The following is a 25,171-nucleotide window of genomic DNA, read 5'->3' as shown; positions in this document are numbered from 1 at the left end:
ACGCGCGGCGTAGGCAGGCCCGGACCTTCCGCCCGTAGGGGTGCGGGGAGGCGGGTTCGAGCGCGCTGCTCCGTTAGGGTCGATCCATGCATCGAGGCCGTCGCGACAGTGTCGCGTTCACCGTCGTGGTGGGCGTCCTCGTCCTCCTCGGCGGCCTGGCCATGGCCCTGGTCGTCGGTCTGTCCGGTGCTCCTCGCTCGCTCGCCCTCGCGGCGGTGCTGGCAGCGGTGCCGGTGGGTCCGCTCGTCGGCTGCTTCATGTGGCTGGACCGCTACGAGCCCGAGCCGCGCAACCTCCTGGTCGCAGGACTCCTCTGGGGTGCCTTCGTCGCCACGGCGGCCGCGCTCGTCTTCCAGGGCATCGGCCTGGTCGGCGGTGCCAGCGAGCGCGACAGCCTGTCCGTCGTCGCACCGATCACCGAGGAGGCGACCAAGGGGGCCTTCCTCCTGCTGCTCCTGTGGTGGCGGCGCCACGAGCTCGACGGCGTGCTGGACGGCATCGTCTACGCCGGCATGGTCGGTATCGGCTTCGCCTTCACCGAGAACATCCTCTACCTCGCCGCCGCCTACGACGGCACCGACGGCCTGGGCCCGGGCGGCACCACGGCGCTGACCGGCACCTTCATCCTCCGCGGTGTGGTCAGCCCGTTCGCGCACCCCTTCTTCACCGCCTTCATCGGCATCGGCGTAGGCCTCGCGATCGCCTCGCGACGCCTGTGGGTCCGGGTGCTGGCGCCGCTCGCCGGCTTCGCCGTCGCCGCGTTCCTGCACGGCCTCTGGAACACCTCGACCCTCTCGGGCACGGGCCACTTCTTCATCGTCTACGGCACGCTGATGTTCCCCGCGTTCCTGGCCGTGGTCGCCTTCGCGGTCTACCGCCGCCGCTCCGAGCGTCCCCTGCTGTCCGCAGCCCTGCAGGACGCCGCCGACCGCGGTCTGCTGCCCTCGAGCGACATCCCGTGGCTCGTCGACCTGCGCGCCCGCCGCCACGCCCGCCGCTGGGCGCGGGAGCAGGGCGGCTCCCTGGCCGAGCGCGGCATGCGGGACTACCAGGCTGCAGCCATCGAGCTCGGCTACCTCCACCACCGCTACCTGCGCGGCACCGCGCCCGCCGACTTCAGCGTCCGCGGCCAGGAGCACGTCGAGGAGCTCGGCCGGATCCGTCCCTACATCTCCTTCCCCGGACAGGTGGTACCCACCCGATGAGTGAGCACGAGGCGGACCAGACGCCGTTCCCCGGCCGTCGCACGCCCGATGCCACGACCGAGATGGTCACCGCGCTGGTGCGCATGCGTGGCGCGCTGCAGGAGGCCCGGCTTCCGCTCGAGCTGCCCGGAGCCGCTGAGCAGCGCGACGCGCGCACCGAGATGGTCGACCAGCTCGAGGACTACGTCATCCCGCGCCTCATGACCCTCGACGCCCCCCTGCTCGCCGTCGTCGGCGGCTCGACGGGCGCCGGCAAGTCGACGCTGGTCAACTCCCTCGTCGGCACCCGCGTGACCACCCCGGGCGTCCTCCGCCCGACCACGAGATCTCCCGTCCTGGTGCACCACCCCGACGACGCCAAGTGGTTCGGCCAGGACCGCCTGCTGCCCGAGCTCGAGCGCGTCGCGCGCCAGACCAACGACCCCGAGGCGCTGCAGCTGGTGGCCTCGCCGGCAATGACGCCCGGGCTGGCCATCCTCGACGCGCCCGACATCGACTCGGTCGAGGAGCGCAACCGGGTCCTCGCTGCCCAGCTGCTCGCTGCTGCCGACCTGTGGCTGTTCGTCACGTCGGCTGCCCGCTACGCCGACCAGGTGCCGTGGGACTTCCTCCGCAAGGCCGCGGAGCGCTCGGCCGCGGTCGCCATCGTGCTGGACCGCACCCCGGCCGACGCCGTCGAGACCATCTCCACCCACCTCGCCAGGATGCTGGCCAGCCGCGGCCTCAAGGACTCCCCGCTCTTCACCGTCGAGGAGGGCGAGGTCTCCGAGATGGGGCTGCTGCCCTCGACCTCGGTCATCGAGATCCGGCAGTGGCTGCAGGCGCTGGCCGACGACCAGGACGCCCGTGGCGCGGTCGTCCAGCAGACCCTCGACGGCGCCGTGCGTACGCTCGCCCGTCGTACGCACACCGTGGCGGACGCCGCGACCGAGCAGACCGACGCCGTACGCCGCCTGCGCGAGGACGCCAACGAGGCCTACGACCGGGCCGTGGCGCAGATCGCGGAGGCCTCCGCGGACGGCACGCTGCTGCGCGGTGAGGTGCTCGCCCGCTGGCAGGAGTTCGTCGGCACCGGCGAGCTGCTCAAGTCGCTGGAGACCAAGGTCGGCTGGCTCCGCGACCGCGTCGTCAACGCGGTCAAGGGCAAGCCCCAGCAGGCCGAGCGGGTGACCGTCGCCGTCGAGTCGGGACTCGAGACGCTCGTCCTCGAGCACGCCGAGGCCGCTGCCGAGCGCGCCGAGGCCTCGTGGCGCGGCACCGCAGCAGGCCAGATCCTGCTGCGCGACGCGGGCGAGGACCTGGGCCGCGCCTCGCGCGACTTCCGTCGCCGTGCCGAGCGGGCCGTGCGTGACTGGCAGTCCGACGTGCTCGAGATGGTCCGCAGCGAGGGTGCCGACAAGCGCTCGACCGCACGCTTCCTCGCCTTCGGCGTCAACGGCCTCTCCGTCGCGCTGATGGTGGTCGTCTTCGCCCACACGGCCGGCGTCACCGGGGCCGAGGCCGGCATCGCCGGCGGGTCCGCCGTGCTGGGCCAGAAGCTGCTCGAGGCCGTGTTCGGCGACCAGGCCGTCCGGTCGCTCGCCGAACGTGCCCGACGACAGCTGGAGGTGGCGGTCAGCGACCTCCTCGACTCCGAGCGCCGTCGCTACACCGAGCTGCTCGACAGCCTCGAGATCTCTCCCGAGGCCCCCGAGCGGCTCCGGGCCGCGGCCCGCAAGGTCGACGACCTGCGCTACGCCGCGACGCGGGTGCAGCAGGACCCGGCCCACCAGGAGTCGGCCAGTGACGACACCGCCCCCTAGTCTTGGGGGTCGTACCCACCCACCCCGGACCGTGAGGGAGTCATGACGTCGTTGCTCGAAGGGGCCAAGAAGCTGGTCACCCGGAGCTCTGACATCGGCGCCCGCGTCGACGGTCTCGAGCGCGCGGCCGCAGCCGCCCGCGGACGCGTCGACGACGACGTCGCCGACCACGCCACAGCCGTCGCGGAGCGTGCGGCCGGGCGGCTCAAGCTCTCGGCCGACCACACGGTGGTCGCCCTCGCCGGCGCGACCGGCTCCGGCAAGTCCTCCACCTTCAACGCGCTGAGCGGGCTCGAGCTCGCCGCGGTCGGCGTACGCCGTCCCACCACCTCCTGGGCCACTGCCTGCGTCTGGGGCAAGGAGGGCGCCGAGGAGCTGCTCGAGTGGCTCGGCATCCCGGCCCGCCACCAGGTGACCCGCGACTCGATGCTGTCCAAGGCCGACGAGGACGTCGAGATGCGCGGCGTCGTGCTGCTCGACCTGCCCGACCACGACTCCACCGAGGTCTCCCACCACCTCGAGGTCGACCGGCTGGTCCAGCTCGCGGACATGCTCGTGTGGGTGCTCGACCCGCAGAAGTACGCCGACGCCGCCATCCACGACCGGTTCCTCAAGCCCCTCGCCGGGCACAGCGACGTGATGCTGGTCGTCCTCAACCACATCGACACGGTCCCCGAGGCCCGCCGCGCGTCCATGATCGACGACGTACGCCGCCTGCTCGAGGCCGACGGCCTCACCGGAGTCCCGGTGCTCGCCGTCAGCGCCCGCCAGGGCTGGGGCGTCGACGAGCTGCGCGCACTGATCGCCAAGCGGGTCGCGGAGAAGAAGGTCACCCGCTCCCGCCTCGAGGCCGACGTGAGGTCCGCGGCCCAGCGGCTGCAGGACGCCGTGGGCACCGGCAAGGCGCCGACGCTGTCCAAGGAGCGCATCGCCGCGCTGGACGACGCCTTCGCCGATGCCGCCGGGGTGCCGACCGTCGTGCAGGCGGTGTCCGACTCCACGCGCCTGCGCGCCAACCGGGCCACCGGCTGGCCCGTGACGGCGTGGTTCTCCCGGCTCAAGCCCGACCCGCTCAAGCGGCTCCACCTCGACCTCGGCGCGTCCGGCAAGGAGCTGACCGGCGCGTCCCGTACCTCGGTGCCGAAGGCGACCGGGGTCCAGCGCGCCCGCGTCGACACCGAGGTGCGCGCCCTCGCCGACCAGGTGGGCGAGGGCATGGCACCGTCGTGGGCGCACGCCGTGCGTGCTGCGTCGGTCTCGCGCCTGCCCGACCTCAACGACCGCCTCGACCGTGCGGTCTCGTCCACCGACCTCGGTGCCGACAGGATCCCCGCATGGGCCGGACTGGTGCGGGTCCTGCAGTACGTCCTCATCATCTCCGCCCTGGTCGGTGCCGGCTGGCTGGCGCTGCTGGCGTTCGGGTCCTACGCCCGCCTGCCCGAGCCCCCGACGCCCGAGGTCGGCGCCTTCCCGCTGCCGACGCTCATGCTGCTGGGCGGGATCGGTCTGGGGTTGCTCCTGGCCCTGGTGTGCCGCTGGCTGGTCTCGCTGACCGCGAGGAAGCGGGCGCGCTCGGCGGACAAGCGGCTGCGCGACGCGATCTCGGAGGTGTCGGCCACGATGGTGGTCGAGCCGATCCGGGCCGAGCTGGTGTCCTACGGCGAGGTCCGCGACGGCTTGTCGGCCGCGCTGCGCTGAGCTCCGGCGTCAGCCCTGATGGGGCCTGACGGGCCGCTGGTCGTCCACAGCGGGTGCCGATCGCGGGTTGTCCACAGCCGGTCGCGCGACGGACCGCTGGTGTCGGTCGAACTGCCGAGCCTTGTGGTGAGCGCGGCGGACCCATCGCCGCCCGACACCGGGAGATGACACCGATGAACGACACCCAGATCACCCTGTCCGGCTGGATCGGCGGCGACGTCACGCTGCGCGAGGTCGCCGAGGGACGTCACGTCGCCTCGTTCCGGATGGCCTGCACCCCGACCCGCTTCCGGGACGGGGAGTGGGTCACGGGCCGCACGTCGTGGCACACCGTCACCGTGTGGAACCGGCTGGCTCGCCACGTCGCAGCCTCGCTGCACAACGGCGACCCCGTCGTGGTCCACGGGCGGCTCGTGGCCAACGTCTGGGAGCGCGAGGGAAAGCCGCAGACGTCCTGGGAGGTGGTGGCCACCTCCGTGGGCCACGACCTCTCCCACGGCACGACGACCTTCACCAAGGCGGCACCGGTCGAGGGGGCGGCAGAGGAGCCGGCCGAGGTCCGGAGCGTGGCGCCGGTCGTCGAGTCCCACGCCGCGTGACCCGCGCCGAGTGCGTGTGACGACCCGGTCGTCCGGGCCGCCGGATCGCCGCACGTCCCCCGGCTGCCGGGTGGCGCGCTGCGATTGTCGGCCCGGGCGCGCTTCCCCGTAGGCTCGCCCGCATGGCTGAGTACGTCTTCACACTGCGCAATGTGCGCAAGGCCCACGGTGACAAGGTCGTCCTCGACAACGTCACCCTCTCCTTCCTCCACGGCGCCAAGATCGGTGTCGTCGGACCCAACGGCGCCGGCAAGTCGACGCTGTTCAAGATCATGGCGGGGCTCGAGCACGCCAACAACGGCGACGCGATCCGCGACCCCGAGGCCACGGTCGGGATGCTCCAGCAGGAGCCCCCGCTGACCGAGGGCAAGACGGTCCTCGAGAACGTCGAGGAGGCCGTCTCCGAGCTCAAGGGCAAGATGAAGCGCCTCGAAGAGGCCTACATGGAGATGGGCGAGCCCGACGCCGACCAGGACGCCCTCATGGAGGAGACCGGCAACCTCCAGACCGAGCTCGACAACGCCAACGCGTGGGACCTCGACAGCCGCTTGGACCAGGCCATGGACGCGCTGCGCTGCCCGCCGCCGGACGTGCTGGTCGACCAGCTCTCCGGTGGTGAGCGCCGCCGCGTCGCGCTGTGCAAGCTGCTGCTCCAGCAGCCCGACCTCCTGCTCCTCGACGAGCCCACCAACCACCTCGACGCCGAGTCGGTCCAGTGGCTCGAGGGCCACCTGAAGAGCTACCCGGGCGCCGTCATGGCGATCACCCACGACCGCTACTTCCTCGACAACGTCGCCGAGTGGATCGCCGAGGTCGACCGCGGCCAGATCCACGGCTACGAGGGCAACTACTCCACCTACCTCGAGACCAAGCGCGACCGCCTCAAGGTCGAGGGCCAGAAGGACGTCAAGCGCGCCAAGATGCTTGAGAAGGAGCTGGAGTGGGTCCGCTCCAACGCCAAGGCCCGCCAGACCAAGAGCAGGTCCCGCCTCGCGCGCTACGAGGAGATGGCGGCCGAGGCCGACCGGATGCGCAAGATCGACACCTCCGAGATCAACATCCCCGCCGGTCCGCGACTCGGTGACATCGTGCTGGAGGCCGACGGCCTCGGCAAGGGATTCGAGGGTCGCACCCTCATGCACGACGTCTCCTTCAAGCTCCCGCGCGCCGGCATCGTCGGCGTCATCGGCCCCAACGGCGTCGGCAAGACCACCCTGTTCCGGATGATCACGGGGGAGGAGCAGCCGGACGCCGGCGAGCTCAAGGTCGGCCAGACCGTCAAGCTGTCGTACGTCGACCAGAGCCGCGGCGGCATCGACCCCACCAAGAACGTCTGGGAGGTCGTCTCCGACGGCCTGGACTTCATCAAGGTCGCCAACTTCGAGATGAACAGCCGCGCCTACGTCGCGTCGTTCGGCTTCAAGGGCCCCGACCAGCAGAAGAAGGCCGGCGTGCTGTCCGGTGGTGAGCGCAACCGCCTCAACCTGGCCCTGACGCTGAAGATGGGTGGCAACATGCTGCTCCTCGACGAGCCCACCAACGACCTCGACGTCGAGACCCTGTCCTCGCTCGAGGACGCGCTGCTCGACTTCCCGGGTTGTGCCGTGGTCACCTCGCACGACCGGTGGTTCCTCGACCGCGTGGCCACCCACATCCTCGCGTGGGAGGGCGACGCCGAGGACCCGGCCAAGTGGTTCTGGTTCGAGGGCAACTTCGCGTCCTACGAGGAGAACAAGATCGAGCGCCTCGGCATCGACGCCGCGCGGCCCCACCGGGTCACGCACCGGCGCCTCACCCGCGACTGATCCGGACTACTGCCTGATCTCGCTCTCGGGGTGCCGGGTGACGAGGTGGTCGGCGATGCGGTCGAAGACCCGTCCCACGGCGGCGAAGTCGTCCTCGGCGACGAGGTCGACGACGTTGCGCCGCACGCTCTCGACGTGGCACGGCGCGGCCCTCACCAGCAGCTCGTGGCCCTGCTCGGTCATGGTCGCGATGACGCCGCGACCGTCCTCCGGGGTGGTGCCCCGGGTGACGTAGCCCGCCGCCTCCATCCGCGCGACCGTGTGTGTCACGCGGCTGCGCGAGTGCGCCATCGCATCGGCCAGCTGGGCCATCCGCATGGCGCGGCCCGGGCGCTCGGAGAGCCGCACCAGCACCTCGTACTCGTTGAGCGACATGTGGTGCTCGCGTCGCAGGTCGTCGTCGAGGCGCTCCAGCAGCAGGGTGATGCCCATCATCAGGGCACGCCACGAGTGCTGCTGGGAGTCGTCGAGCCAGCGCGGGTCGCCCGTCACGGTCATGGCCCGAGCCTAGTCGGCCCGGGCCGCGATCCGGCTCAGGCGGTGCGCTCGAGGATCATCGCCATGCCCTGGCCGCCCCCGACGCACATCGTGATCAGGCCGGTGGACTTGTCGTGCCAGTCGAGGCTGTTGAGCATCGTGTTCTGCAGGCGCGCCCCGGTCATTCCGAAGGGGTGGCCCACGGCGATCGCGCCGCCGTTGACGTTGAGGCGGTCGAGGTCGATGCCGAGGTCCTGGTAGGACGGCACGACCTGGGCGGCGAAGGCCTCGTTGATCTCGACGAGGTCGATGTCGCCGATGGACATGCCGGCGTACTTGAGGGCGTTCTTCGTCGCCTCGACGGGGCCGAGGCCCATGATCTCGGGGGAGAGGCCCGAGACACCGGTGGACACGATCCGGGCGAGCGGGGTGAGGCCCAGCTCGGCGGCCCTGGTGTCCGACATGATCACGACGGCTGCGGCGCCGTCGTTGAGCGCGCAGCAGTTGCCGGCGGTGACGACCCCGTCGGGGCGGAAGACCGGGTCGAGGCCGGCGATGGCGTCGTACGTCACTCCTGCGCGCGGGCCGTCGTCCTTGCTGACGACGGTGCCGTCGGGAGTGGTGACCGGGGTGATCTCGCGGGCCCAGAAGCCGTCAGCGATCGCCTTCTCGGCGAGGTTCTGCGAGCGTACGGCGAACTCGTCGAGCTCCTTGCGGTCGAGCCCGCGCATCCGGGCGACGTTCTCGGCCGTCTGGCCCATCGCGATGTAGATGTCGGGGAGGTTGCCGTCCTCGCGCGGGTCGTGCCAGTCCGTGCCGCCCTTGGCGTACTCGTCGGTGCGCGCCTGCGCGTCCTCGAAGAGGGGGTTGCGGGTGCCGGGGAGGTGGTCGGAGGTGCCCTTGGCGAACCGCGACACGGTCTCGACGCCGGCGGAGACGAAGATGTCGCCCTCGCCGGCCTTGATGGCGTGGAAGGCCATCCGGGAGGTCTGCACCGACGAGGAGCAGTAGCGGGTGACGGTGGCGCCGGGTACCTCGAGGCCGAGCAGCGTGGTGACCACGCGGGCCATGTTGTTGCCCGACTCGCCGCCCGGAAGGCCACATCCGAGGAGAAGGTCCTCGATCGCGGCGGGGTCGAGGTCCGGGACCTTGTCGAGGGCGGCCTGCACGGCGAGGGCCGTGAGGTCGTCGGGACGGAAGTCCTTCAGCGAGCCCTTGCTGGCGCGGCCGATGGGGGTGCGCGCTGCGGAAACGATCACTGCCTCGGGCATGGAGAACTCCGGTTACTCGTCGGTCACGGTCTGCTCCGCACCCTAGTCCGCGGTCACGACCGGTCGGCTCCCAGGCCCGTCAGCAGCTGCTCGACGCTCTCGCTGACGAACGTGTGCCGACGCCGCGTGGGCAGCATCAGCGACGCGAGGAGCACGCCGTCGAGGGCCGCGATCAGCGTCTCGGCGGACGCGCCACCGTCCTCTCCGGCATCGCTCATCACGCCACGGACCATCTCCACCAGGTCGTCGCGCCAGAGGGTGAAGCGCTCGGCGAGGCCGGGATCGCGGGTGGCGATGACGGTGAGCTCGAGGCGGGCGGCCAGCAGGTCGGGCTGCTCGAGCCAGCGCGAGAACAGTCGCGACACCTCAGCGACGGCGCGCTCGTGGTCGCCCGGGCACGAGGCGAGCCGCGTGCCCAGCGCGGCGACGTCCGTCCCCAGCCGTTCGGCCACGAAGTCACCGAGCGCGCCGAGGAGCGCGTCGCGGGAGCGGTAGTAGGCCGAGGAGCTGCCCTCGGGCAGACCGGCCTCGCGGTCCACGGCCCGGTGCGTCAGCCCACGGTTGCCCTGCCGGGCCAGCACGGTCGTGGCGGCAGCCAGGATCTCGCGCCGTCGCGGCGACAGCTCCTGACCCGCTGGGCCCACGTTCGCCACCCTTCTCGGCACGGTGCTCACTGACGGTGACGCAGGACACTACCGGCTCGACTTGCGCCGTGGGTCTCCCGGAGTAGTCTTCTACATACGTAGAAGTTCTACGTCTGTAGAAAGGAATCGACCATGCAGATCTTCGACCCCACCGCCGCCATCGCCCTCCTCGTCGTCGTCGTCATCGCCGCGCTGGCCGCCGTCGCCCTGGCCGCGGTCGCCCTCCCTTCCACCCTCCGCGTGACCCGCCGCGACCGCCAGGCCCGCCACGAGTCCATCCCGGCCTACTACGGTCGCCTGCACTTCGCTGGTTGATGGCGCTCGCCGGTCCAGGCAACGCCGGGTGACGAGCGCGGTGGCCGGGAAGTCTGCGAGCATCAGGACGTGCGCCACCTCTATCGCTGCCCGCTCCGGTGGGCCGACCTCGACCTCCTGGGGCATGTCAACAACGTCACCTACGTCGACTACCTCCAGGAGGCGCGGGTCGACATGTTCCGCACCCACGCCCCCGACAGTCGCGCCGACGACCTCGCGGAGGGCGTGGTCGTGGTCCGTCACGAGGTCACCTACGTGTCCTCGCTGACGTTCGGCTTCGAGCCGGTCGCCATCGAGTGCTGGGTCACGGAGGTCCGGGCGGCCAGCTTCACCATGGCCTACGAGATCTTCGCCGAGGACGAGGCGGGGGAGCGCACGGTCTACCTGCGAGCCCGCACGTTGCTGACGCCGTACGTCTTCGCCACCGAGCGCCCACGCCGCCTCCACGACGAGGAGCGCGAGTCGCTCTCGCGGCTGCTCGAGCCCGACGAGCCGGTCCGCGCACCGAAGCCGGTCGAGGTGGTCGACGTGCCCGGCGGGGCGTACGACGTGCACGTGCGCTTCAGCGACGTCGACGTCTACGGCCACGTCAACAACGTGAAGTACTTCGAGTACTTCCAGGAGGCCCGGATCCAGCTGATGGTCACCCAGGGCCGCGAGCTCGGCGAGGGCTACCACCTCGTGGTGGCGCAGACCGACGTCGACTACAAGCGGCCGATCCTGTTCCGTCCCGAGCCCTACGACTGCAGGACCTGGGTCTCCCGGATCGGGAGCACGTCGGTCGTCTTCGAGTCCGTCGTCCGCGACGGCGACCAGGTGCTGGCCCGGGCCCGGGTGGTCGGGGTCTGCCTCGACAGCGAGACCGGTCGGCCGGCCCCGGTGCCCGACGAGTTCCGCGCCTTCGTCGCGGGCTGATGCACCCCGCCCCGTTCACTCCAGCGTGTTGACCATGAACTGGGCGGCATGGGTCACGTAGTCCCAGAACCGCTGGTCCTGCTCCGGCGTGAGGGCGGCATGGTCGAGGCCCGCCCGGAAGTGCACCAGCCACCGCTCGGCTGCGGCCGGCGTCACCTGGAAGGGCGCGTGGCGCATCCGCAGGCGCGGGTGGCCCCGCGTGTCGCCGTAGGTCGTCGGTCCGCCCCAGTACTGCACGAGGAACAGCGTGAACCGCTCCTCGGCCGGGCCGAGGTCCTCCTCGGGGTACATCGGGCGCAGCAGCTCGTCGCCGGCCACCCCCTCGTAGAAGCGGTGGACGATGGTGCGGATCGCCGCCTCGCCGCCGATCTCGTCGTAGAACGTGGTGCTCACGTGGTCACGCTCCCGGCCTCGGTCTGGGCGGGGCCGTCGGCCGGAGGCTGGGCGTCCTCGTCGGAGGCCTGCTGCTGTGGGCGTTCGGCCTCCCTGTGCCACACCACCTGCTGGGTGAACGGCACCTCGAAGCCCTCGTGGTCGAAGCGGGCCTTGATCCGCGCACGCATCTCGCGCGCCACGGCCCACTGCTCCAGAGGCGCCGTCTTCAGCGCCACGCGTACGACGACCGCGTCCGGGCCGAGCTCCTGCACGCCCCACACCGATGGCTCCTCGATCACGCGGCCCTTGAAGTCCTCGTCCTCCCAGATGTCGTGGGCGAGCTCGCTCAGCACCCGCTGCACGCGCGCCAGGTCCTCGCCGTAGGCGACCTTGACGTCGAGCACGGTGCGCGCCCAGTTCTGGCTCATGTTGCCGACGCGCAGGATCTCGCCGTTGCGGACGTACCAGACGGTGCCGTTGACGTCGCGCAGCCGGGTCACGCGCAGGCTCACCGCCTCGACGGTGCCGGCGGCCTCGCCGAGGTCGACCTCGTCGCCCACGCCGTACTGGTCCTCGAAGATCATGAAGATGCCGGACAGGAAGTCCTTCACCAGGGCTTGGGAGCCGAAGCCCAGCGCCACGCCGATGATGCCCGCGCTCGCGATGAGGGGGGCGATGTCGTAGCCGAGCTCGGAGATGGCCATCAGGGCGATCACGGTGAAGACGACGCCGCTGACGATGCTCTTGAGCAGCGAGCCCATGGTGGCGGCGCGCTGCACGCGACGGGTGTAGCCGGGATCCTCGGTCAGGTTGAGGGCGGCGCCCACGCGGCCGCCGCTGATCGCCCGGCTGAGCCGGTTGGGCAGCATGCCGACCTCGGCGCGCTTGATGACGCGGTCGATCACCCGGTGGAGGAGCCACCGGACGATCAGTCCGATGAGAATGAGTCCCACCAGCGCGCTCGGTTTGCCGAGGATCCAGTCGGAGACCGTGGCGAGGGGCTGGCTACCGGTCTGCTCCAGCACCCAGGTGCAGATGTTCTCGTCGCTCGAGCAGGTCATGAGGGCGTCGGTCCCGCTCCCGGAGACCTCGGTCACAGTGGAGATCGGGGTGGTGAGGGGGTGAGGCATGCCCGCCAGTATGGGCGATACCCTGTTGCTCGTGACCACGCCCGTCAGCCTCTCCGACTCCTCCCGGCGCGCCCACGCTCGATGGGCCCGCCGCGTCGCCCTGCTGGCCAGCGCACCGGCGCTGGCGCTCCTGGCCGCACCGGCCCGCGCCGACGTGCCGGAGGGTTGGGGAGGGGAGACCGAGCAGGCCGGTCTCGACTTCCTTCACGCCCTTGGGCTCTACCTCGGCGCCCCGCTCCTGCTGTTCGTGCTCATCGTGCTGGCGGTCTACCTCCCGGCGATGGTGCGCGGCGAGAAGCTGCTCCCCGACCACACTGGTCACCAGCAGCTGCCCGAGGGCCAGTGGATCGGCGGACCCCGTCAGGGCGTCGCCGAGCTTCCCGGCCCCGACGGCGACGACTCGCGGGCAGGCGGAGCCAGTGCCCAGTGGTGACCCGCTGAGCCAGGCCGACCGCCTCGCGCTCGACCGGACCATCCGCCTCGCCGAGCAGTCCTGCCGCTTCGAGTTCTCCGTCTACGCAGGCCCGGCCGAGAGCGACGACACCCGTGCCTGGGCCACCCGGCTGCACAACCGGCTCGTCGCGCCGTCGCGCAGCGTCCTGATCTTCGTCGACCCGGCCCGTCGCGCAACCGAGGTCGTCACGGGCGGCGACGTCCGCATCCACCTCACCGACGCCGAGGTCGAGCTGGCCGTGCTGGCCATGTCGTCGGAGTTCGCCGTCGGCAACCTGCTGGGTGGCTTGCAGCGTGGGATCTCGATGCTCGCCGATCACGCGCGTCCGCAGAACACCCTGCACGCATAGCCATCTGCGCTCGCTCCGCTCGCGCGTGCGGTGCTTGATGGCGCTCGCTCCGCTCGCGCGTTGCTCGGCGCCCTGCAAGACGTCGTCTTCCCTCCTCGGCTTGCTCGCTGCGCTCGCTGTCGCTCGTCAGTCCAGACGACGTCGGTCGCCGAGCCCCACCTTGATGTGACCTCGGGCTCGCCACGCTCGCTGCGTCCCAGACGAGATACCAGAACGCGGGGTGGCGAGCGCGAGCGAGCGGAGCGAGCTCAATCAGCTCCCGTCGTGCTCCTGGGCGGCCAGCGCGCGGGCGACCTCGGCCCGCGCCTCCCCGACGTAGCGCTGCGCACCCTTGGGCGCGTCGTTGTCGGCGAGCCACTCGTCGAGGCGGGCCAGGGTGGCGGCGGAGCCGAGGGGCTTGGGGAAGCCGTACTCCAGCACGGCTGACGCCTTGTGGAAGCCGATCGTGTCGATCAGCGTCTCCGCGGCGTCGAGGAACTTCTCGAGATAGGGCTCGAGCACGTCCTCCTGGCCGAAGCGGAAGATCGAGAACGCGATCTCGCGCGAGGTCTCGTTGGGCGTCGCCGGGTCGAGGACCGCGTTCCAGCCGGCCTCCTTCGCCTCGGCGGTCGGCTGAGCGACCCGAGCCGCGGCTGCCTGCTCCTTGCCGGAGATGGTCTTGTCGACCTCGAGCTCGGCGTCGATCTCGGCGTCGCCGAACCGACCCGCCCGGGCCAGGGCAGTGATCAGGGTCCACCGCATGTCCTGGTCGACGGCGAGGCCCTCGACCGTGAACGACCCGTCCAGCAGGCCGATCAGGTCGTCGAGCGCCCCGGCACTGTGGGCGGCCCCGGCGTAGGACCGGACGAAGGTCAGCTGGTGGTCGCTCCCCGGCTCGGCGGCCAGCAGCAGCTCGCGCAGTCCGGACTCCCACGTGGCCCTGAGCTCGTCGCGGTGGGCGGGGTCGGAGTAGAAGTTCACCGCCAGTGCCGTCGACGACGGGATCCGGGTCACGGCCCAGGCGTCCGACTCGTGGCCGATGTTGGCCAGGACGAGGTCGGTCCAGTCGCGGGTACGCATCTCACCGTCGCGGGTCATGTCCCACGTGGCGCCCCACACGAGGGCGCGCGGCAGCGAGTCCTCGAAGGTGGCGAGCGCGGAGATCGCGGTGGCGAGCGACCGCTCGTCGAGGCGGATCTTGGCGTAGGCGTGGTCCTCGTCGTTGAGCAGCAGCAGCGCCGGCTGCTTCACGCCGACCAGCTCGGGCACGGCGGTGCTGGCGCCCTCGACGTCGATCTCGAGGTAGTCGCGGCGGACCAGCTTGCCGTCGACCTCGTCGTACAGGCCGATGCCGAGGCGGTGGCGACGCAGCGTCGGCCAGGCCGGGTGCGCCGACTGCGCCACGTCGAACGACGCGTACGTGCCGTCCTCGGCCAGCTCGAAGCTCGGTGCGAGCGTGTTGACACCGGCGGTCTGCAGCCACTCCTGGGCCCAGCCCTCGAGCTCGCGGCCGGAGGCCTTCTCCAGCGTCGCGAGCAGGTCCTTGAACTCCGGGTTGCCGTACTCCCACTCCTTGAAGTAGGCGCGCAGCCCTTCGAGGAACGGGTCGATCCCGACCCACGCGACGAGCTGCTTGAGCACCGAGGCGCCCTTGGCGTAGGTGATCATGTCGAAGTTGACCTCGACCGCGTGCAGGTCGACGTTGTCGGCCGCGATCGGGTGCGTCGAGGGCAGCTGGTCGGCGCGGTAGCCGGTCTGCTTGCGGGCGTTGGCGAAGCCGGTCCAGGCGTCGTCGAACTCGGTGGCGTTGGCCTCGCACCAGTAGCACGCCCACTCCGCGAACGACTCGTTGAGCCAGAGGTCGTCCCACCACTTCATGGTCACGAGGTCGCCGAACCACATGTGCGCCATCTCGTGGGTGATCACGGAGGCCCGGAACTCGAAGAACGAGCGCGCCTGGCGGCTGCGGGGGAGGTACTCGTCGCGCAGCGTCACGCAGCCGGCGTTCTCCATCGCCCCGGCGTTGTACTCGGGGACGTAGAGCTGGTCGTACTTCCCGAAGGGGTAGGGGTAGTCGAACTGCTCCTCGAAGAACGCGAAGCTCTGCTTGGTCAGCTCGACGAGCGCCGCCGTGTCCATGTGCTCCTTGATGGACTGCCGGCAGTAGTGACCCAGCGGGATGGTGCCGAACTTGCCCTCGTAGGTGTCGAACTCGCCGTGGTACTCACCGGCGACGATCGCGGTGATGTAGGTCGACATCTTCTTGGTGGTGGGGAAGCTCCACACCGAGGCGCCGCCGTCCTTCTCGACCGGCTCCGGGGTCGCCGCGTTGGACACGACCACCCAGTGGGACGGTGCGGTGACGGTGAAGGTGAAGACCGACTTGAGGTCCGGCTGCTCGAAGGTGGTGAAGACGCGGCGCGCGTCCGGCACCTCGAACTGGCTGTAGAGGTAGACCCGGTCGTCGACGGGGTCGACGAAGCGGTGCAGTCCCTCACCGGTGTTGGAGTAGGCGCAGTCGGCGGTGACGACGAGCGTGTTGGACGCCTCGAGGTCGTCCAGCGCGATGCGGCTGTCGACGTACGCCGTCGCGGGGTCGAGGCTGCGTCCGTTGAGGGTGATCTCGCGGACCGTCGGCGCGACCAGGTCGGCGAAGGTGCTCGACCCGGGCTGGTGGCAGCTGAACTCCAGCGTGGTGACGGAGGTGAACGTGGCCTGGTCGGGCCGGATGGCGCCCGTCAGGTCCAGGTCGACGGCGTACGCCGTGACGTCGAGGAGGGCGGCGCGGGTGGCCGCCTCGTCGCGGGTGAGGTTGGTTCCAGGCATGGGGCGCATCCTGCCACCGGGCCGGTGGAATACCAGAGCCGGAGCCGCACTTGAGGAAGTCATGGCTACTGCTGACTTCTGGTTCGACCCGCTCTGCCCGTTCGCCTGGATCACCTCGCGCTGGATCCGCGAGGTCGAGCAGGTCCGTGACATCGACGTGCAGTGGCACGTGATGTCGCTGGCCTACCTCAACAAGGACAAGGACATCCCCGACGGCTACCGCGAGATGCTGGTCGGCACCGAGCGGCCCGTCCGCGTGGCGATCAAGATCGCCCAGGACCACGACAACGCCACCCTCGGCGAGTGGTACACCGCGATCGGCACCCGCCGCCACAACAACGGCGAGGACCTGGACCGTGAAATGGTCGCCGCGTCGCTCGCCGATGTGGGCCTCCCCGCCGACCTGATCGAGGCGTGGGACGACGCGTCGCTCGACGAGGCGGTGGCGAAGAGCCACCACGAGGGCATGGACGCCGTCGGCGACGACGTGGGCACCCCCACGATCCACATCAACGGCTCGGCCTTCTTCGGCCCGGTCCTGTCCAAGATCCCCCGCGGCGAGGAGGCCGGTGAGTTGTGGGACGGGGCCGTGGCCCTCGCGAAGTTCCCCTACTTCTACGAGCTCAAGCGCTCCCGCACGGGCGACCTCGACTTCAGCTGACCAGACGCGCGACCCGGGGAAACCGGGTGGCGGACGGTCACTAGGCTCCTCCCCATGACTCGTGTCCTGTCCGCCGTCGCCTGGCCCTACGCCAACGGTCCTCGCCACATCGGCCACGTGGCCGGTTTCGGTGTGCCCTCCGACGTGTTCTCCCGCTACATGCGGATGGCGGGCCACGACGTCCTGATGGTCTCCGGCACCGACGAGCACGGCACGCCGATCCTCGTCACGGCCGACCAGCAGGGGGTCAGCGCCAAGGACCTGGCCGACAAGAACAACGCGGTCATCGTCACCGACCTCGCCGACCTCGGCCTGTCCTACGACCTCTTCACCCGCACCACGACCGGCAACCACTACGGCGTCGTGCAGGAGATGTTCCGCGTCTGCCTCGCCAACGGCTACATGGTCGAGCAGACGACGCTGGCCGCGATCAGCCCGTCGACCGGCCGCACGCTGCCCGACCGCTACATCGAGGGCACCTGCCCGATCTGCTCCTACGCCGACGCCCGGGGCGACCAGTGCGACAACTGCGGCAACCAGCTCGACGCGACGGAGCTGATCAACCCGCGCTCGAAGATCAACGGTGAGACGCCGACGTTCGTCGACACCCAGCACTACCTGCTCGACCTCCCGGCCCTGGCCGATGCGCTCAAGGTGTGGCTCGACGAGCGTGAGGCCGAGGGGCACTGGCGTCCCAACGTGATCAAGTTCAGCCAGAACATCCTCAAGGAGATCCGTCCGCGCGCGATGACGCGCGACATCGACTGGGGCATCCCGGTGCCGGGCTGGGAGGACCAGCCCACCAAGCGCCTGTACGTCTGGTTCGACGCGGTCATCGGCTACCTCTCGGCGTCGATCGAGTGGGCCCGCCGCTCGGGCGACGACGACGCGTGGCGCGCGTGGTGGAACGACCCCGACGCCCTGTCCTACTACTTCATGGGCAAGGACAACATCGTCTTCCACTCCCAGATCTGGCCCGCCGAGCTGCTGGCCTACAACGGCCAGGGATCGCGCGGCGGCGAGCCCGGGTCGTACGGCGTGCTCAACCTCCCCACCGAGGTCGTGTCCTCGGAGTACCTCACGATGGGCGACCAGCAGTTCTCCACCTCGCGCGGCCACGTCCTCTACGTCGGTGACTTCCTGGCCCGCTACGGCCCCGACCCGCTGCGCTACTTCATCTGCGCCGCCGGTCCGGAGACCTCCGACGCGGCCTTCACCTGGGCCGACTTCGTCACCCGCAACAACTCCGAGCTCGTCGCGGGCTGGGGCAACCTGGTCAACCGCACGGCCACGATGGTCGCCAAGAGCTTCGGCGAGGTCCCGCCGTGCGGTGAGCTCGAGGAGGTCGACAAGGCCGTCCTGGCCACCGTGCGCGGTGGCTTCGAGTCGGTCGGCGACCTGCTCGGCCGCCACCGGCTGCGCGCCGCGACCGCCGAGGCGATGCGCATCGTCGGCGAGGTCAACAAGTACGTCACGGTCACCGAGCCCTACAAGATGAAGGACGAGTCGCAGCGCGACCGCCTCGCGACGGTGCTGCACGTGGCCGTCCAGTGCGTCAGCGACTGCAACACGCTCCTGGCGCCCTTCCTGCCGCACGCCGCCAACCAGGTGCACCTGGTGCTGGGCGGCGAGGGTGAGTTCGTGCCGATGCCACGCATCGAGCAGGTCGACGAGCTCGACCCCGACAACGGTGCCGGCCTGGTGTCCTACCCGGTCATCACCGGTGACTACTCGGCCACGCCGCGCTGGGAGTCGCGTCCGGTGACGGTCGGTGCGAAGGTCGAGAAGCCGACTCCGGTCTTCACCAAGCTCGACCCGTCGATCATCGACGAAGAGCTCGCCCGCGTCAGTGGCTGACGTCGAGCTGCGGGTCGCCCGGTCCGACTCCCCGGAGTCGGTTCGGCTGCTCGCTGCCTACGAGGCCGAGCTCGTGTCCCTCGGTGTGACGCTCAACCACGGCTGGGCCGGGGGAGTGACCCCCGAGCAGCTGGCCGCGCCGCAGGGCGCCTGGCTCGTGGGGTGGCGCACCGACACGGGCGGAGGCGAGGAAGCGGTCTGCTGCGGCGGCGTACGCCTGCTGTCACCGGAGGTGGCCGAGGTCAAGCGCATGTACGTCGACCCGTCGGTGCGCGGAGCCGGGCTGGCCAGGCGACTGCTGAGCGAGCTGGAGGCGGCCGCGGTCGACCTCGGTGCCAGGGTGGCGCGGCTCGACACCGGGCGCGACATGGCGCCGGCGGTCGGGCTCTACCGGCGTACGGGCTATGTCGAGATCGAGGACTACAACGGCAACCCGGACGCCGGCTGGTGGTTCGAGAAGGCGCTCTAGGGTGGGCCTCATGCCTGCCGACAACGCTGCCGAGATGTATCTGCCGCACTTCGTGGTGAAGCAGAAGCTCACGATGATGGTGAACCGCTACGAGGTCTCGGAGTCCGACGAGGCCGGCAACCCCACGCGCCTGATGGCGCTGGCCGAGCAGAAGCGGATGGCGTTGAAGGAGCAGGTCACCTTCTTCTCCGACGCGAGCAGGTCGCGGCCGGTGTTCGGCTTCAAGGCACGCCGCAGGCTCGACCTCAACGCCGGCTACGACGTCACCGACGAGGGCGGCGCGCAGATCGGCTTCTTCCGCAAGGACTTCGGAGCCTCCCTGCTGCGCTCGACGTTCCACGTCGAGGGGCCCGGCTATGCCGGCAGCGGCCAGGAGCGCAGCCAGTTCTACGGCCTGCTGCGCCGCTTCACCGATCTCGCCTTCCTGCCGATCCACTTCGACTTCCTCGACACCGAGGGCCGACCGCTCTTCTCGGTCGAGCGCAAGATGTCGATCGGCGACCGCTACCGCGTGACCGTCCCCGACCAGCGGGTCGACTTCCGGGTCGCCGCGGCGGTCGCGGTCGCCCTCGACGCCCTGATGGCGCGCTGAGATGGCCACCGCGCACCACGCAGTGCTGGGCACCGGCACCGTCGGTCGCACCATCGCGGCGCGCCTGGTCGAGCTCGGCCACGACGTACGCCTCGGCACGCGCGACCCGGCTGCCACCCGCTCGCGCGACGGCTGGGTGGACGTCCCCGGCGTCGAGCTGGTCACCTTCGCCGAGGCCACGGCCGGCGCCGACCTGGTCGTGCACGCCGGCAACGGCGCGACCGCGCTGGAGCTCCTTGCCGCGGCCGGCGACCTGTCCGGCCGCGTGCTCGTCGACATCTCCAACCCGCTCGACTTCTCCGAGGGCTTCCCGCCGACGCTCAGCGTCAAGGACACCGACTCGCTCGGCGAGCAGATCCAGAGGGCGTTCCCGGACTCCTTCGTGGTCAAGACGCTCAACACCCTCACCGCGGAGCTGATGGTCCACCCGGAGCGGCTGCCCGACGTGACGAGCGTCTTCGTGAGTGGGGACGACGTCCCTGCGAAGCAGCGGGTGACCGCGCTGCTCGCGGAGCTCGGCCACCGCGACGTCATCGACCTGGGTGGCATCGAGACCTCGAGGGGTGTCGAGATGTGGATGCCGCTCTGGCTGCGGCTGATGGGCTCCCTCGGCACCGCCGAGTTCAACCTCAAGGTGGTGCGGGGGCCGTGATCTATCCCGAGGTCCGGGCCGCCCTCGCAGCCGACGCGGGTCCCGACCTGAGCGCTCCCGGCTTCGACGTCGCCGCCCACCGCGAGCAGGTGCGCCTGGCCAACCTGCGTGAGCCGCGCGAGGACGTCGCCTCGGTCGAGGACGTCGACGCGGACGGCGTCCGGTGCCGGCTCTACACGCCTGCCGAGCCGCTCGACGGACTGGTCGTGCACGCCCACGGTGGCGGCTTCGTGCTCAACGACATCGACGTGCACGACGCCGTCTGTCGACGTTTCGCCAACCGCCTACGCCGTCCGGTGCTGAGCGTGGGCTACCGCCGACCGCCCGAGCACCCGTTCCCCGCGGCGCCGGACGACCTCGACACTGTCGTGGGCTGGCTGCGGCGCGTCGGCCCACCCGGGCCGTACGCCGCCCACGGAGACTCTGCCGGCGCCAACCTCGCCCTGGTCGCGGCGCTGCGCAACCCGGGCTTCTTCCGCGCGGTCGCGCTCGTCTATCCCTTCCTCGACCCGCGCAACAGCTTCCCGTCGTGGACGGAGGGAGCCGCATCGGGCTTCGACCCCGCGGAAGCCTCCTGGTACTGGAGGCAGTACGCCCGCACCGCGGCCGACTTCGACGACCCCGACCTGGCGCCGCTGCTCTCCGACCGGCTCCACACCCTGCCTCCCACCTTCGTCGCCACCGCCGAGCACGACCCGCTGCGCGACGAGGGGGAGGAGCTGGCCCGGCTCGTCGCGGAGACCGGTGTCGAGACCGTCGGCATCCGCTGCCTGGGTCAGGTCCACGGCTTCTGGCGGCACGCGCAGTTCACTGCCGCGGAGCCGCTGGTGCGCACGGTCGCGGGCTGGCTCGACCAACACCTGGGCTGAGCATGATCGTGGGGCTGCTCGGTGACCTGGAGGGTGACCGCGACTGGGCCGTGGGCCGACTGCGAGCACTCGGCGAGCGAGGCGACGTGCGGGCGGTCTGCCAGCTGGGCGACCTGCGGTTCGGTATGGGCCTCGATCACGAGGGCTACCTCGCTCGACCTGGACACGCTCAGCGACGCGACGCCGTCGGGACGCTAGGTGGCGAGGGTGTAGTTGCTGGCGAGGTGGAGCTCAGCGGGTGAGTAGTGCCAGCCGCCGGTGGGTCCGCCGGGCAGGGGTGGGGAGGTGGATCGGGTGATGCGGAGGTGTTCGGTGACGCCGTGGACCTCGTGTCGTGTGGTGTCGCCGGGGTCGGCGACCCAGGTGGTCCAGCCGGGGGTCTCCTTGACGTGGTTGCAGCGTTCGCAGAGTCCTTGGCCGTTGGCCGCGGTGGTGGGGCCGCCGTCGGCGGCGCGTCGGACGTGGTCGAGGTGCCTGATCGTGGCGTTGCAGCCGGGTGTTCGGCAGGTGCCGGCGTCGCGGAGGGTGAGGAGCTCGGCGAGGAGGCCGTCGAAGCGTCGGCTGGTGGACTCCATCGCGACCAGTGCCCGGTCCTCCGGTGTGGCGAACAACCGGCGCAGGGTGGCCTTCGCTGCGGCGGACGCCCTGCGGACGAGGTCGGTGCACAGCGCGGCGGGGAGGAACCCGACGCCGTTGATCAGGCCGGGTTCGGTGCCGTCCCCGAACAACGACTCGACGCCGATAACGAGGTTCACCTTCATGGTGGGCGGGTCGGTGGCGGGGTCGAGTCCGGTGATCCGGGCAGCGAGGGTGTCGGCCCGGACCTGCCCGCCGGTGCGGGTATCGCCGTCGGCGCGGGCGGTCGCGGCCGCGGTGTCGAGGGCGGTCCGGACGGCGGCGAGGACTTCGAGGGGCAGGATCGCGGTGAGGCGTCCGGTGCCGTCGTCGAGGGCGCGGGAGGTGACGTGCCGGTCGGCGCGGGCCCGGCGGTAACGGCGGGTCTCGGCGTCGGCGGCGAGGGTGAGGCACAAACGGCGTACGGCCCGGCGGAGCGTGAGGTCGCCGAGTCCGGGGAGTCGGGGTGCGAGGTCGGCGTCGACCCGGTGGCGTTGCTCGGGGGTGAGGTGGGCGACCTCCCGGGCGAGGGTGAACGCGCGGGCCTCGGTGAGCTCACCGCGCGCGAGCGCGGCCAGCGTCAGGGGGAGGTCGTCACGCAAGCGACGCGACAACAGCACCCGCTGCTCCCCGGCGTGCGGGCTGGCCAGGATCGCCAACGCGACCTCGGCGCCGACCGACATCGCCCGCGGAGGCGTACGCCGACCCGACCTAGCAGCAGGCGCGTCCTCGGCCTCGGCGGCGTCCGCGAACCTCGAGGTCACGACGACCTGAGCGGCCGCGCACGCACTCTTGATCCGCTCGAGCGCTTCGAGCTGGTCGAGGTGCTCACTCGGCAGGCCAGCAGGGGCCAGGGAGGCGAGGAGGTCAGCCAGCGCGTGGAGGTCGCCGGCCTGCCACGCGGTCTCTTCCTGCTGCTGCTCCATCTGCCCTCCTCCGGCTCCCGAGTTCGAACGTGTGTTCCATGATGGCAGCGACCACCGACAGCGGGTATCGCGACAGTCGCTGCGCGACTCCTGCGCGACTCCTGCGCGGGTGCGGCACATCCACCTCGTGGGCGCGTGTGTCGGCGCCCTCTGCCAAACTTTCCCCATGCGCGTTCACCTGGGCTCCGACCATGCTGGCCTCGATCTCAAGGAGCACCTCACCGCGTGGCTGCTCGACCACGACTACGAGGTCGTCGACCACGGTCCCTTCGTCTACGACGCCCTCGACGACTACCCGGTCTTCTGCCTGCGCGCGGGCGAGGGCGTGGCCGGCGACCGTGCGGAAGGCCTGGACAGCCTCGGCGTCGTGATCGGCGGCTCCGGCAACGGCGAGCAGATGGCCGCCAACAAGGTCACGGGCATCCGCTGTGCCCTGGTCTGGTCCGAGGAGACGGCTGTCCTGGCGCGCGAGCACAACGACGCCAACGTCGTCTCGGTCGGCGGGCGGATGCACACGCTGGACGACATGACCCGCTTCGTCGAGGTCTTCCTCGCCACCCCGTTCCCGGGGGAGGAGCGTCACGCGCGCCGCATCGGACAGCTGTCGGTCTACGACGAGACGCGCGAGCTGCCCGACCTCCCCGAGTCGGCCCTGCGCGCACCGGATGCCTGAGGGCCACACCCTCCGCCGGCTGGCAGACGACCTGAATGCAGCGTTCGCCGGGCGTTCGGTGCGGGTCTCCTCGCCGCAGGGACGGTTCGAGGCCGACGCCGAACAGCTCGACGGAGCCCGGCTGCTCGGGGCCGACTCGGCCGGCAAGCACCTCTTCGTCGAGCTCGACGGCGAGCGGTTCGTGCACGTCCACCTCGGCCTGATCGGCACCTTCGACGTGCACGCCGGCGTCGCCGAGGTGCCCGACCCCGTGGGGGCGGTGCGGCTGCGGCTGGTCACCGCGGAGGCTCGCGACCCGCGCGGAACGTCGTACGCCGACCTCCGGGGCGCCATCCTGTGCGACCTCATCGGCCCCGAACGGCGCGCAGAGGTCATCGGCCGGCTCGGTCCCGACCCGCTCCGCGCCGATGCCGACCCGGACGTCGCCTGGCACCGGATCTCGCGGAGCCACCGGACGATCGGCGACCTGCTGATGGACCAGAAGGTGCTGGCGGGCGTCGGCAACGTCTACCGCGCCGAGGTGCTCTTCCGCCACCGCATCCACCCGCTGCGGCCCGGCAACACCCTCCGCGTCGGGCAGTGGCGCGCAATGTGGGCCGACCTCGTCGAGCTGATGGGCGAGGGCGTGCACTCCGGGCGGATCGACACGGTCCGGCCAGAGCACACCCCGGAGGCCATGGGGCGCGCGCCGCGCAAGGACGACCACGGCGGAGAGGTGTACGTCTACCGCCGCACGTCGATGCCGTGCCTGGTCTGCGGTGCAGCCGTGCGCACCGGTGAGCTGGTCGGACGCAACATCTTCTGGTGTCCGCGATGTCAGCCCGCGTTCCGCTCGCGAGCCGTACAGTTCACGGACAAGGACACTGGCCCGTCGCGAGGAGCTCGACCGTGAGTTCTGCCCGCGAGCGCCGACCGACCCTCGGCGAACGCGCCCGCGACCTGCTCAACCGGGTCGTGCCACGAGGGTCGCGATCCCTCATCGTGCTGGTCGTCGCCACCGTGGCCATCGGCGTCGCCATCTGGCAGTTCCCGGTCGACGCTCCGCTGGTGACGTTGCTGGTTCCGCTGGTGGTGTCGAGCCTGATGCTCGGGCCCCGGCAGCTGCCGTGGTTCGTGGTGTTCGTGCTGCTGGTGCTCGCGCTGGTCGTGCCGACGCAGGACGACATCTCGATCCGGATCGCGTTGACAGTGGTCATCATCTTCGGCCTCGGCTTCGTGGTCCTCCTCTCGTCCTTCCGCCGCTCACGCCTCGGCGTCGCCGGCATCCAGGGCGAGCAGATGTTCATCGACCTGCGCGACCGGATCCTGCGCCACGGCGGGATCCCCGCACTGCCCGACGAGTGGTACGTCGCGGCAGAGCTGCGGTCGGCGGGTGGCACCCCGTTCGCGGGCGACTTCATCGTCGCCTCACGCGTCGGCGAGCTCCTCGAGGTCGCCGTCGTCGACGTCTCCGGGAAGGGCCAGGGCGCCGGCACCCGTGCCCTCCTGCTCTCCGGCGCGATCGGCGGCCTGATCAGCGCGCTGCCCCCGGCCGACTTCCTCGCCGCCGCCAACACCTACCTCCTGCGCCAAGACTGGGAGGAGGGGTTCGCGACCGCCATCCACCTGTCCCTCGACCTGACGACCGGTCGCTTCGAGCTGCGCACGGCCGGGCACCCGCCGGCCGCCCTGCGGCACGCGGGGTCGGGACGGTGGGAGGTGATCGAGACCGAGGGGCCGATCCTCGGCCTGATCGAGGGGACGACCTACGCCGCGACGTCCGGTGAGATGCGCAGCGGCGACGCCCTCCTGCTCTACACCGACGGGATGGTCGAGACCCGCACCCGCGACATCGGATCGGGCATCGACAAGATGCTCGGTCAGGCCGAGCGGCTGCTGCGCGGCGACTTCGAGGGCGGCGCGACCCGGATCATCGAGTCCATCGGATCGCGCAACGACGACCGCGCGCTGATGCTCGTCCACCGGCGCTGACGCGGCCGGACGTCGTACGAGCCGGGTTGCGGTGCACGCTCA

At 71.1% G+C, this 25,171-nt stretch carries 25 protein-coding genes; 18 read left to right on the top strand and 7 right to left on the bottom strand.

The features are described 5' to 3' along the window. Nucleotides 1–86: 86 nt before the first annotated feature. From BM127_RS07560 to ettA, 5 genes are all read left to right on the top strand, one after another. A complete protein-coding gene (locus BM127_RS07560; RefSeq protein WP_091196650.1) occupies nt 87–1,205 on the top strand; it encodes a PrsW family intramembrane metalloprotease in 1,119 nt (372 codons plus the stop codon). Beyond that, the gene (locus BM127_RS07555; protein WP_231263313.1) at nt 1,202–3,007 is read left to right on the top strand and encodes a dynamin family protein; all 1,806 of its coding nucleotides are present in this window, start codon (nt 1,202–1,204) and stop codon (nt 3,005–3,007) included. The genes BM127_RS07560 and BM127_RS07555 overlap by 4 nt, the downstream gene beginning before the upstream one ends. Before the next feature lie 42 nt (nt 3,008–3,049). Then, nucleotides 3,050–4,705, top strand: a complete 1,656-nt coding sequence (locus BM127_RS07550) for a YfjP family GTPase (RefSeq protein WP_091196647.1) — start codon at nt 3,050–3,052, stop codon at nt 4,703–4,705. Nucleotides 4,706–4,878: 173 nt separating this feature from the next. Beyond that, complete coding sequence (locus BM127_RS07545; RefSeq protein ID WP_157829526.1) at nt 4,879–5,304, top strand: single-stranded DNA-binding protein; 426 nt, start codon at nt 4,879–4,881, stop codon at nt 5,302–5,304. A gap of 122 nt (nt 5,305–5,426) precedes the next feature. Continuing rightward, a complete protein-coding gene (gene ettA / locus BM127_RS07540) occupies nt 5,427–7,109 on the top strand; it encodes an energy-dependent translational throttle protein EttA (protein WP_091196644.1) in 1,683 nt (560 codons plus the stop codon). A gap of 6 nt (nt 7,110–7,115) precedes the next feature. On the opposite strand, the gene BM127_RS07535 is transcribed toward ettA, so the two are convergent. Genes BM127_RS07535 through BM127_RS22185 form a run of 3 tightly spaced genes read right to left on the bottom strand, consistent with a single transcriptional unit; the run spans nt 7,116 to nt 9,501 of the window. Next, the gene (locus BM127_RS07535) at nt 7,116–7,607 is read right to left on the bottom strand and encodes a MarR family winged helix-turn-helix transcriptional regulator (RefSeq protein ID WP_175507344.1); all 492 of its coding nucleotides are present in this window, start codon (nt 7,605–7,607) and stop codon (nt 7,116–7,118) included. 35 nt (nt 7,608–7,642) lie between these two features. Further along, complete coding sequence (locus BM127_RS07530) at nt 7,643–8,857, bottom strand: acetyl-CoA C-acetyltransferase (RefSeq protein ID WP_091196642.1); 1,215 nt, start codon at nt 8,855–8,857, stop codon at nt 7,643–7,645. A gap of 53 nt (nt 8,858–8,910) precedes the next feature. Further along, the gene (locus BM127_RS22185; RefSeq protein ID WP_157829525.1) at nt 8,911–9,501 is read right to left on the bottom strand and encodes a TetR/AcrR family transcriptional regulator; all 591 of its coding nucleotides are present in this window, start codon (nt 9,499–9,501) and stop codon (nt 8,911–8,913) included. A 132-nt stretch (nt 9,502–9,633) separates the two neighbouring features. Between BM127_RS22185 and BM127_RS07520 the strand changes: the two genes are divergently transcribed. Both BM127_RS07520 and BM127_RS07515 read left to right on the top strand, forming a co-directional pair. Further along, nucleotides 9,634–9,816, top strand: coding sequence for a hypothetical protein (locus BM127_RS07520; RefSeq protein ID WP_091196641.1), 183 nt, complete (start codon nt 9,634–9,636; stop codon nt 9,814–9,816). Between the two features lie 69 nt (nt 9,817–9,885). Further along, nucleotides 9,886–10,731 (top strand): acyl-CoA thioesterase, encoded by an 846-nt coding sequence (locus tag BM127_RS07515; RefSeq protein ID WP_091196639.1) that lies wholly within the window; start codon nt 9,886–9,888, stop codon nt 10,729–10,731. Between the two features lie 15 nt (nt 10,732–10,746). On the opposite strand, the gene BM127_RS07510 is transcribed toward BM127_RS07515, so the two are convergent. Together BM127_RS07510 and BM127_RS07505 are read right to left on the bottom strand one after the other, a co-directional pair. Beyond that, the gene (locus tag BM127_RS07510) at nt 10,747–11,124 is read right to left on the bottom strand and encodes a globin (RefSeq protein ID WP_091196638.1); all 378 of its coding nucleotides are present in this window, start codon (nt 11,122–11,124) and stop codon (nt 10,747–10,749) included. Then, on the bottom strand, nt 11,121–12,236 hold the full coding sequence (locus BM127_RS07505) for a mechanosensitive ion channel family protein (protein ID WP_231263312.1): 1,116 nt from the start codon (nt 12,234–12,236) through the stop codon (nt 11,121–11,123). The genes BM127_RS07510 and BM127_RS07505 overlap by 4 nt, the downstream gene beginning before the upstream one ends. A 31-nt stretch (nt 12,237–12,267) precedes the next feature. Between BM127_RS07505 and BM127_RS22180 the strand changes: the two genes are divergently transcribed. After that, the gene (locus tag BM127_RS22180) at nt 12,268–12,669 is read left to right on the top strand and encodes a hypothetical protein (RefSeq protein WP_157829524.1); all 402 of its coding nucleotides are present in this window, start codon (nt 12,268–12,270) and stop codon (nt 12,667–12,669) included. After that, on the top strand, nt 12,656–13,039 hold the full coding sequence (locus BM127_RS22175; RefSeq protein WP_157829523.1) for a DUF5130 family protein: 384 nt from the start codon (nt 12,656–12,658) through the stop codon (nt 13,037–13,039). Before BM127_RS22180 ends, BM127_RS22175 begins: the two co-directional genes overlap by 14 nt. A gap of 252 nt (nt 13,040–13,291) precedes the next feature. Here the strand turns inward: BM127_RS22175 and pepN are convergent, their stop codons facing one another. Then, a complete protein-coding gene (gene pepN, locus BM127_RS07495) occupies nt 13,292–15,844 on the bottom strand; it encodes an aminopeptidase N (RefSeq protein WP_091196634.1) in 2,553 nt (850 codons plus the stop codon). A 61-nt stretch (nt 15,845–15,905) separates the two neighbouring features. Here pepN and BM127_RS07490 point away from each other — a divergent pair, with 61 nt between their 5' ends. Genes BM127_RS07490 through BM127_RS07465 form a run of 6 tightly spaced genes read left to right on the top strand, consistent with a single transcriptional unit; the run spans nt 15,906 to nt 20,944 of the window. Next, nucleotides 15,906–16,505 (top strand): mycothiol-dependent nitroreductase Rv2466c family protein, encoded by a 600-nt coding sequence (locus BM127_RS07490; protein ID WP_091196631.1) that lies wholly within the window; start codon nt 15,906–15,908, stop codon nt 16,503–16,505. 54 nt (nt 16,506–16,559) lie between these two features. Continuing rightward, a complete protein-coding gene (gene metG, locus BM127_RS07485) occupies nt 16,560–18,362 on the top strand; it encodes a methionine--tRNA ligase (protein ID WP_091196629.1) in 1,803 nt (600 codons plus the stop codon). Further along, nucleotides 18,355–18,831: a GNAT family N-acetyltransferase gene (locus BM127_RS07480; RefSeq protein WP_157829522.1), complete on the top strand. Its 477-nt coding sequence runs from the start codon at nt 18,355–18,357 to the stop codon at nt 18,829–18,831. Before metG ends, BM127_RS07480 begins: the two co-directional genes overlap by 8 nt. 10 nt (nt 18,832–18,841) lie before the next feature. Continuing rightward, entirely contained in the window at nt 18,842–19,423 is a 582-nt protein-coding gene (locus tag BM127_RS07475; RefSeq protein WP_231263311.1) for an LURP-one-related family protein, read from the top strand. A gap of 1 nt (nt 19,424) precedes the next feature. Further along, on the top strand, nt 19,425–20,075 hold the full coding sequence (locus tag BM127_RS07470) for an NADPH-dependent F420 reductase (protein ID WP_091196624.1): 651 nt from the start codon (nt 19,425–19,427) through the stop codon (nt 20,073–20,075). After that, nucleotides 20,072–20,944: an alpha/beta hydrolase gene (locus BM127_RS07465; RefSeq protein WP_091196622.1), complete on the top strand. Its 873-nt coding sequence runs from the start codon at nt 20,072–20,074 to the stop codon at nt 20,942–20,944. The genes BM127_RS07470 and BM127_RS07465 overlap by 4 nt, the downstream gene beginning before the upstream one ends. 194 nt (nt 20,945–21,138) lie before the next feature. Here the strand turns inward: BM127_RS07465 and BM127_RS07460 are convergent, their stop codons facing one another. Continuing rightward, nucleotides 21,139–22,485: an HNH endonuclease gene (locus BM127_RS07460; protein WP_157829521.1), complete on the bottom strand. Its 1,347-nt coding sequence runs from the start codon at nt 22,483–22,485 to the stop codon at nt 21,139–21,141. 166 nt (nt 22,486–22,651) lie between these two features. Here BM127_RS07460 and BM127_RS07455 point away from each other — a divergent pair, with 166 nt between their 5' ends. The 3 genes from BM127_RS07455 to BM127_RS07445 are packed head-to-tail and all read left to right on the top strand — an operon-like array spanning nt 22,652 to nt 25,129. Next, complete coding sequence (locus BM127_RS07455; protein ID WP_091196615.1) at nt 22,652–23,158, top strand: ribose-5-phosphate isomerase; 507 nt, start codon at nt 22,652–22,654, stop codon at nt 23,156–23,158. After that, nucleotides 23,151–24,050 (top strand): Fpg/Nei family DNA glycosylase, encoded by a 900-nt coding sequence (locus tag BM127_RS07450; protein WP_091196612.1) that lies wholly within the window; start codon nt 23,151–23,153, stop codon nt 24,048–24,050. The genes BM127_RS07455 and BM127_RS07450 overlap by 8 nt, the downstream gene beginning before the upstream one ends. Continuing rightward, the gene (locus BM127_RS07445; RefSeq protein WP_231263310.1) at nt 24,047–25,129 is read left to right on the top strand and encodes a PP2C family protein-serine/threonine phosphatase; all 1,083 of its coding nucleotides are present in this window, start codon (nt 24,047–24,049) and stop codon (nt 25,127–25,129) included. The genes BM127_RS07450 and BM127_RS07445 overlap by 4 nt, the downstream gene beginning before the upstream one ends. Nucleotides 25,130–25,171: the final 42 nt, after the last annotated feature.

The organism is Nocardioides alpinus (assembly GCF_900112035.1).
Classification (GTDB): domain Bacteria; phylum Actinomycetota; class Actinomycetes; order Propionibacteriales; family Nocardioidaceae; genus Nocardioides; species Nocardioides alpinus.
This window is presented reverse-complemented; position numbering and strand designations above follow the sequence as displayed.

Coding starts and splice junctions, on each gene's coding strand:
- BM127_RS07475 (WP_231263311.1), top strand. CDS start 18,842: ATGCCTGCCGACAACGCTGCCGAGATGTATCTGCCGCACTTCGTGGTG.
- BM127_RS07520 (WP_091196641.1), top strand. CDS start 9,634: ATGCAGATCTTCGACCCCACCGCCGCCATCGCCCTCCTCGTCGTCGTC.
- BM127_RS07490 (WP_091196631.1), top strand. CDS start 15,906: ATGGCTACTGCTGACTTCTGGTTCGACCCGCTCTGCCCGTTCGCCTGG.
- metG (WP_091196629.1), top strand. CDS start 16,560: ATGACTCGTGTCCTGTCCGCCGTCGCCTGGCCCTACGCCAACGGTCCT.
- BM127_RS07450 (WP_091196612.1), top strand. CDS start 23,151: ATGCCTGAGGGCCACACCCTCCGCCGGCTGGCAGACGACCTGAATGCA.
- BM127_RS07535 (WP_175507344.1), bottom strand. CDS start 7,607: ATGACCGTGACGGGCGACCCGCGCTGGCTCGACGACTCCCAGCAGCAC.
- BM127_RS07545 (WP_157829526.1), top strand. CDS start 4,879: ATGAACGACACCCAGATCACCCTGTCCGGCTGGATCGGCGGCGACGTC.
- BM127_RS07530 (WP_091196642.1), bottom strand. CDS start 8,857: ATGCCCGAGGCAGTGATCGTTTCCGCAGCGCGCACCCCCATCGGCCGC.
- BM127_RS07505 (WP_231263312.1), bottom strand. CDS start 12,236: ATGCCTCACCCCCTCACCACCCCGATCTCCACTGTGACCGAGGTCTCC.
- BM127_RS07455 (WP_091196615.1), top strand. CDS start 22,652: ATGCGCGTTCACCTGGGCTCCGACCATGCTGGCCTCGATCTCAAGGAG.
- BM127_RS07460 (WP_157829521.1), bottom strand. CDS start 22,485: ATGGAGCAGCAGCAGGAAGAGACCGCGTGGCAGGCCGGCGACCTCCAC.
- BM127_RS07550 (WP_091196647.1), top strand. CDS start 3,050: ATGACGTCGTTGCTCGAAGGGGCCAAGAAGCTGGTCACCCGGAGCTCT.
- BM127_RS07560 (WP_091196650.1), top strand. CDS start 87: ATGCATCGAGGCCGTCGCGACAGTGTCGCGTTCACCGTCGTGGTGGGC.
- BM127_RS07555 (WP_231263313.1), top strand. CDS start 1,202: ATGAGTGAGCACGAGGCGGACCAGACGCCGTTCCCCGGCCGTCGCACG.
- BM127_RS07470 (WP_091196624.1), top strand. CDS start 19,425: ATGGCCACCGCGCACCACGCAGTGCTGGGCACCGGCACCGTCGGTCGC.
- pepN (WP_091196634.1), bottom strand. CDS start 15,844: ATGCCTGGAACCAACCTCACCCGCGACGAGGCGGCCACCCGCGCCGCC.
- ettA (WP_091196644.1), top strand. CDS start 5,427: ATGGCTGAGTACGTCTTCACACTGCGCAATGTGCGCAAGGCCCACGGT.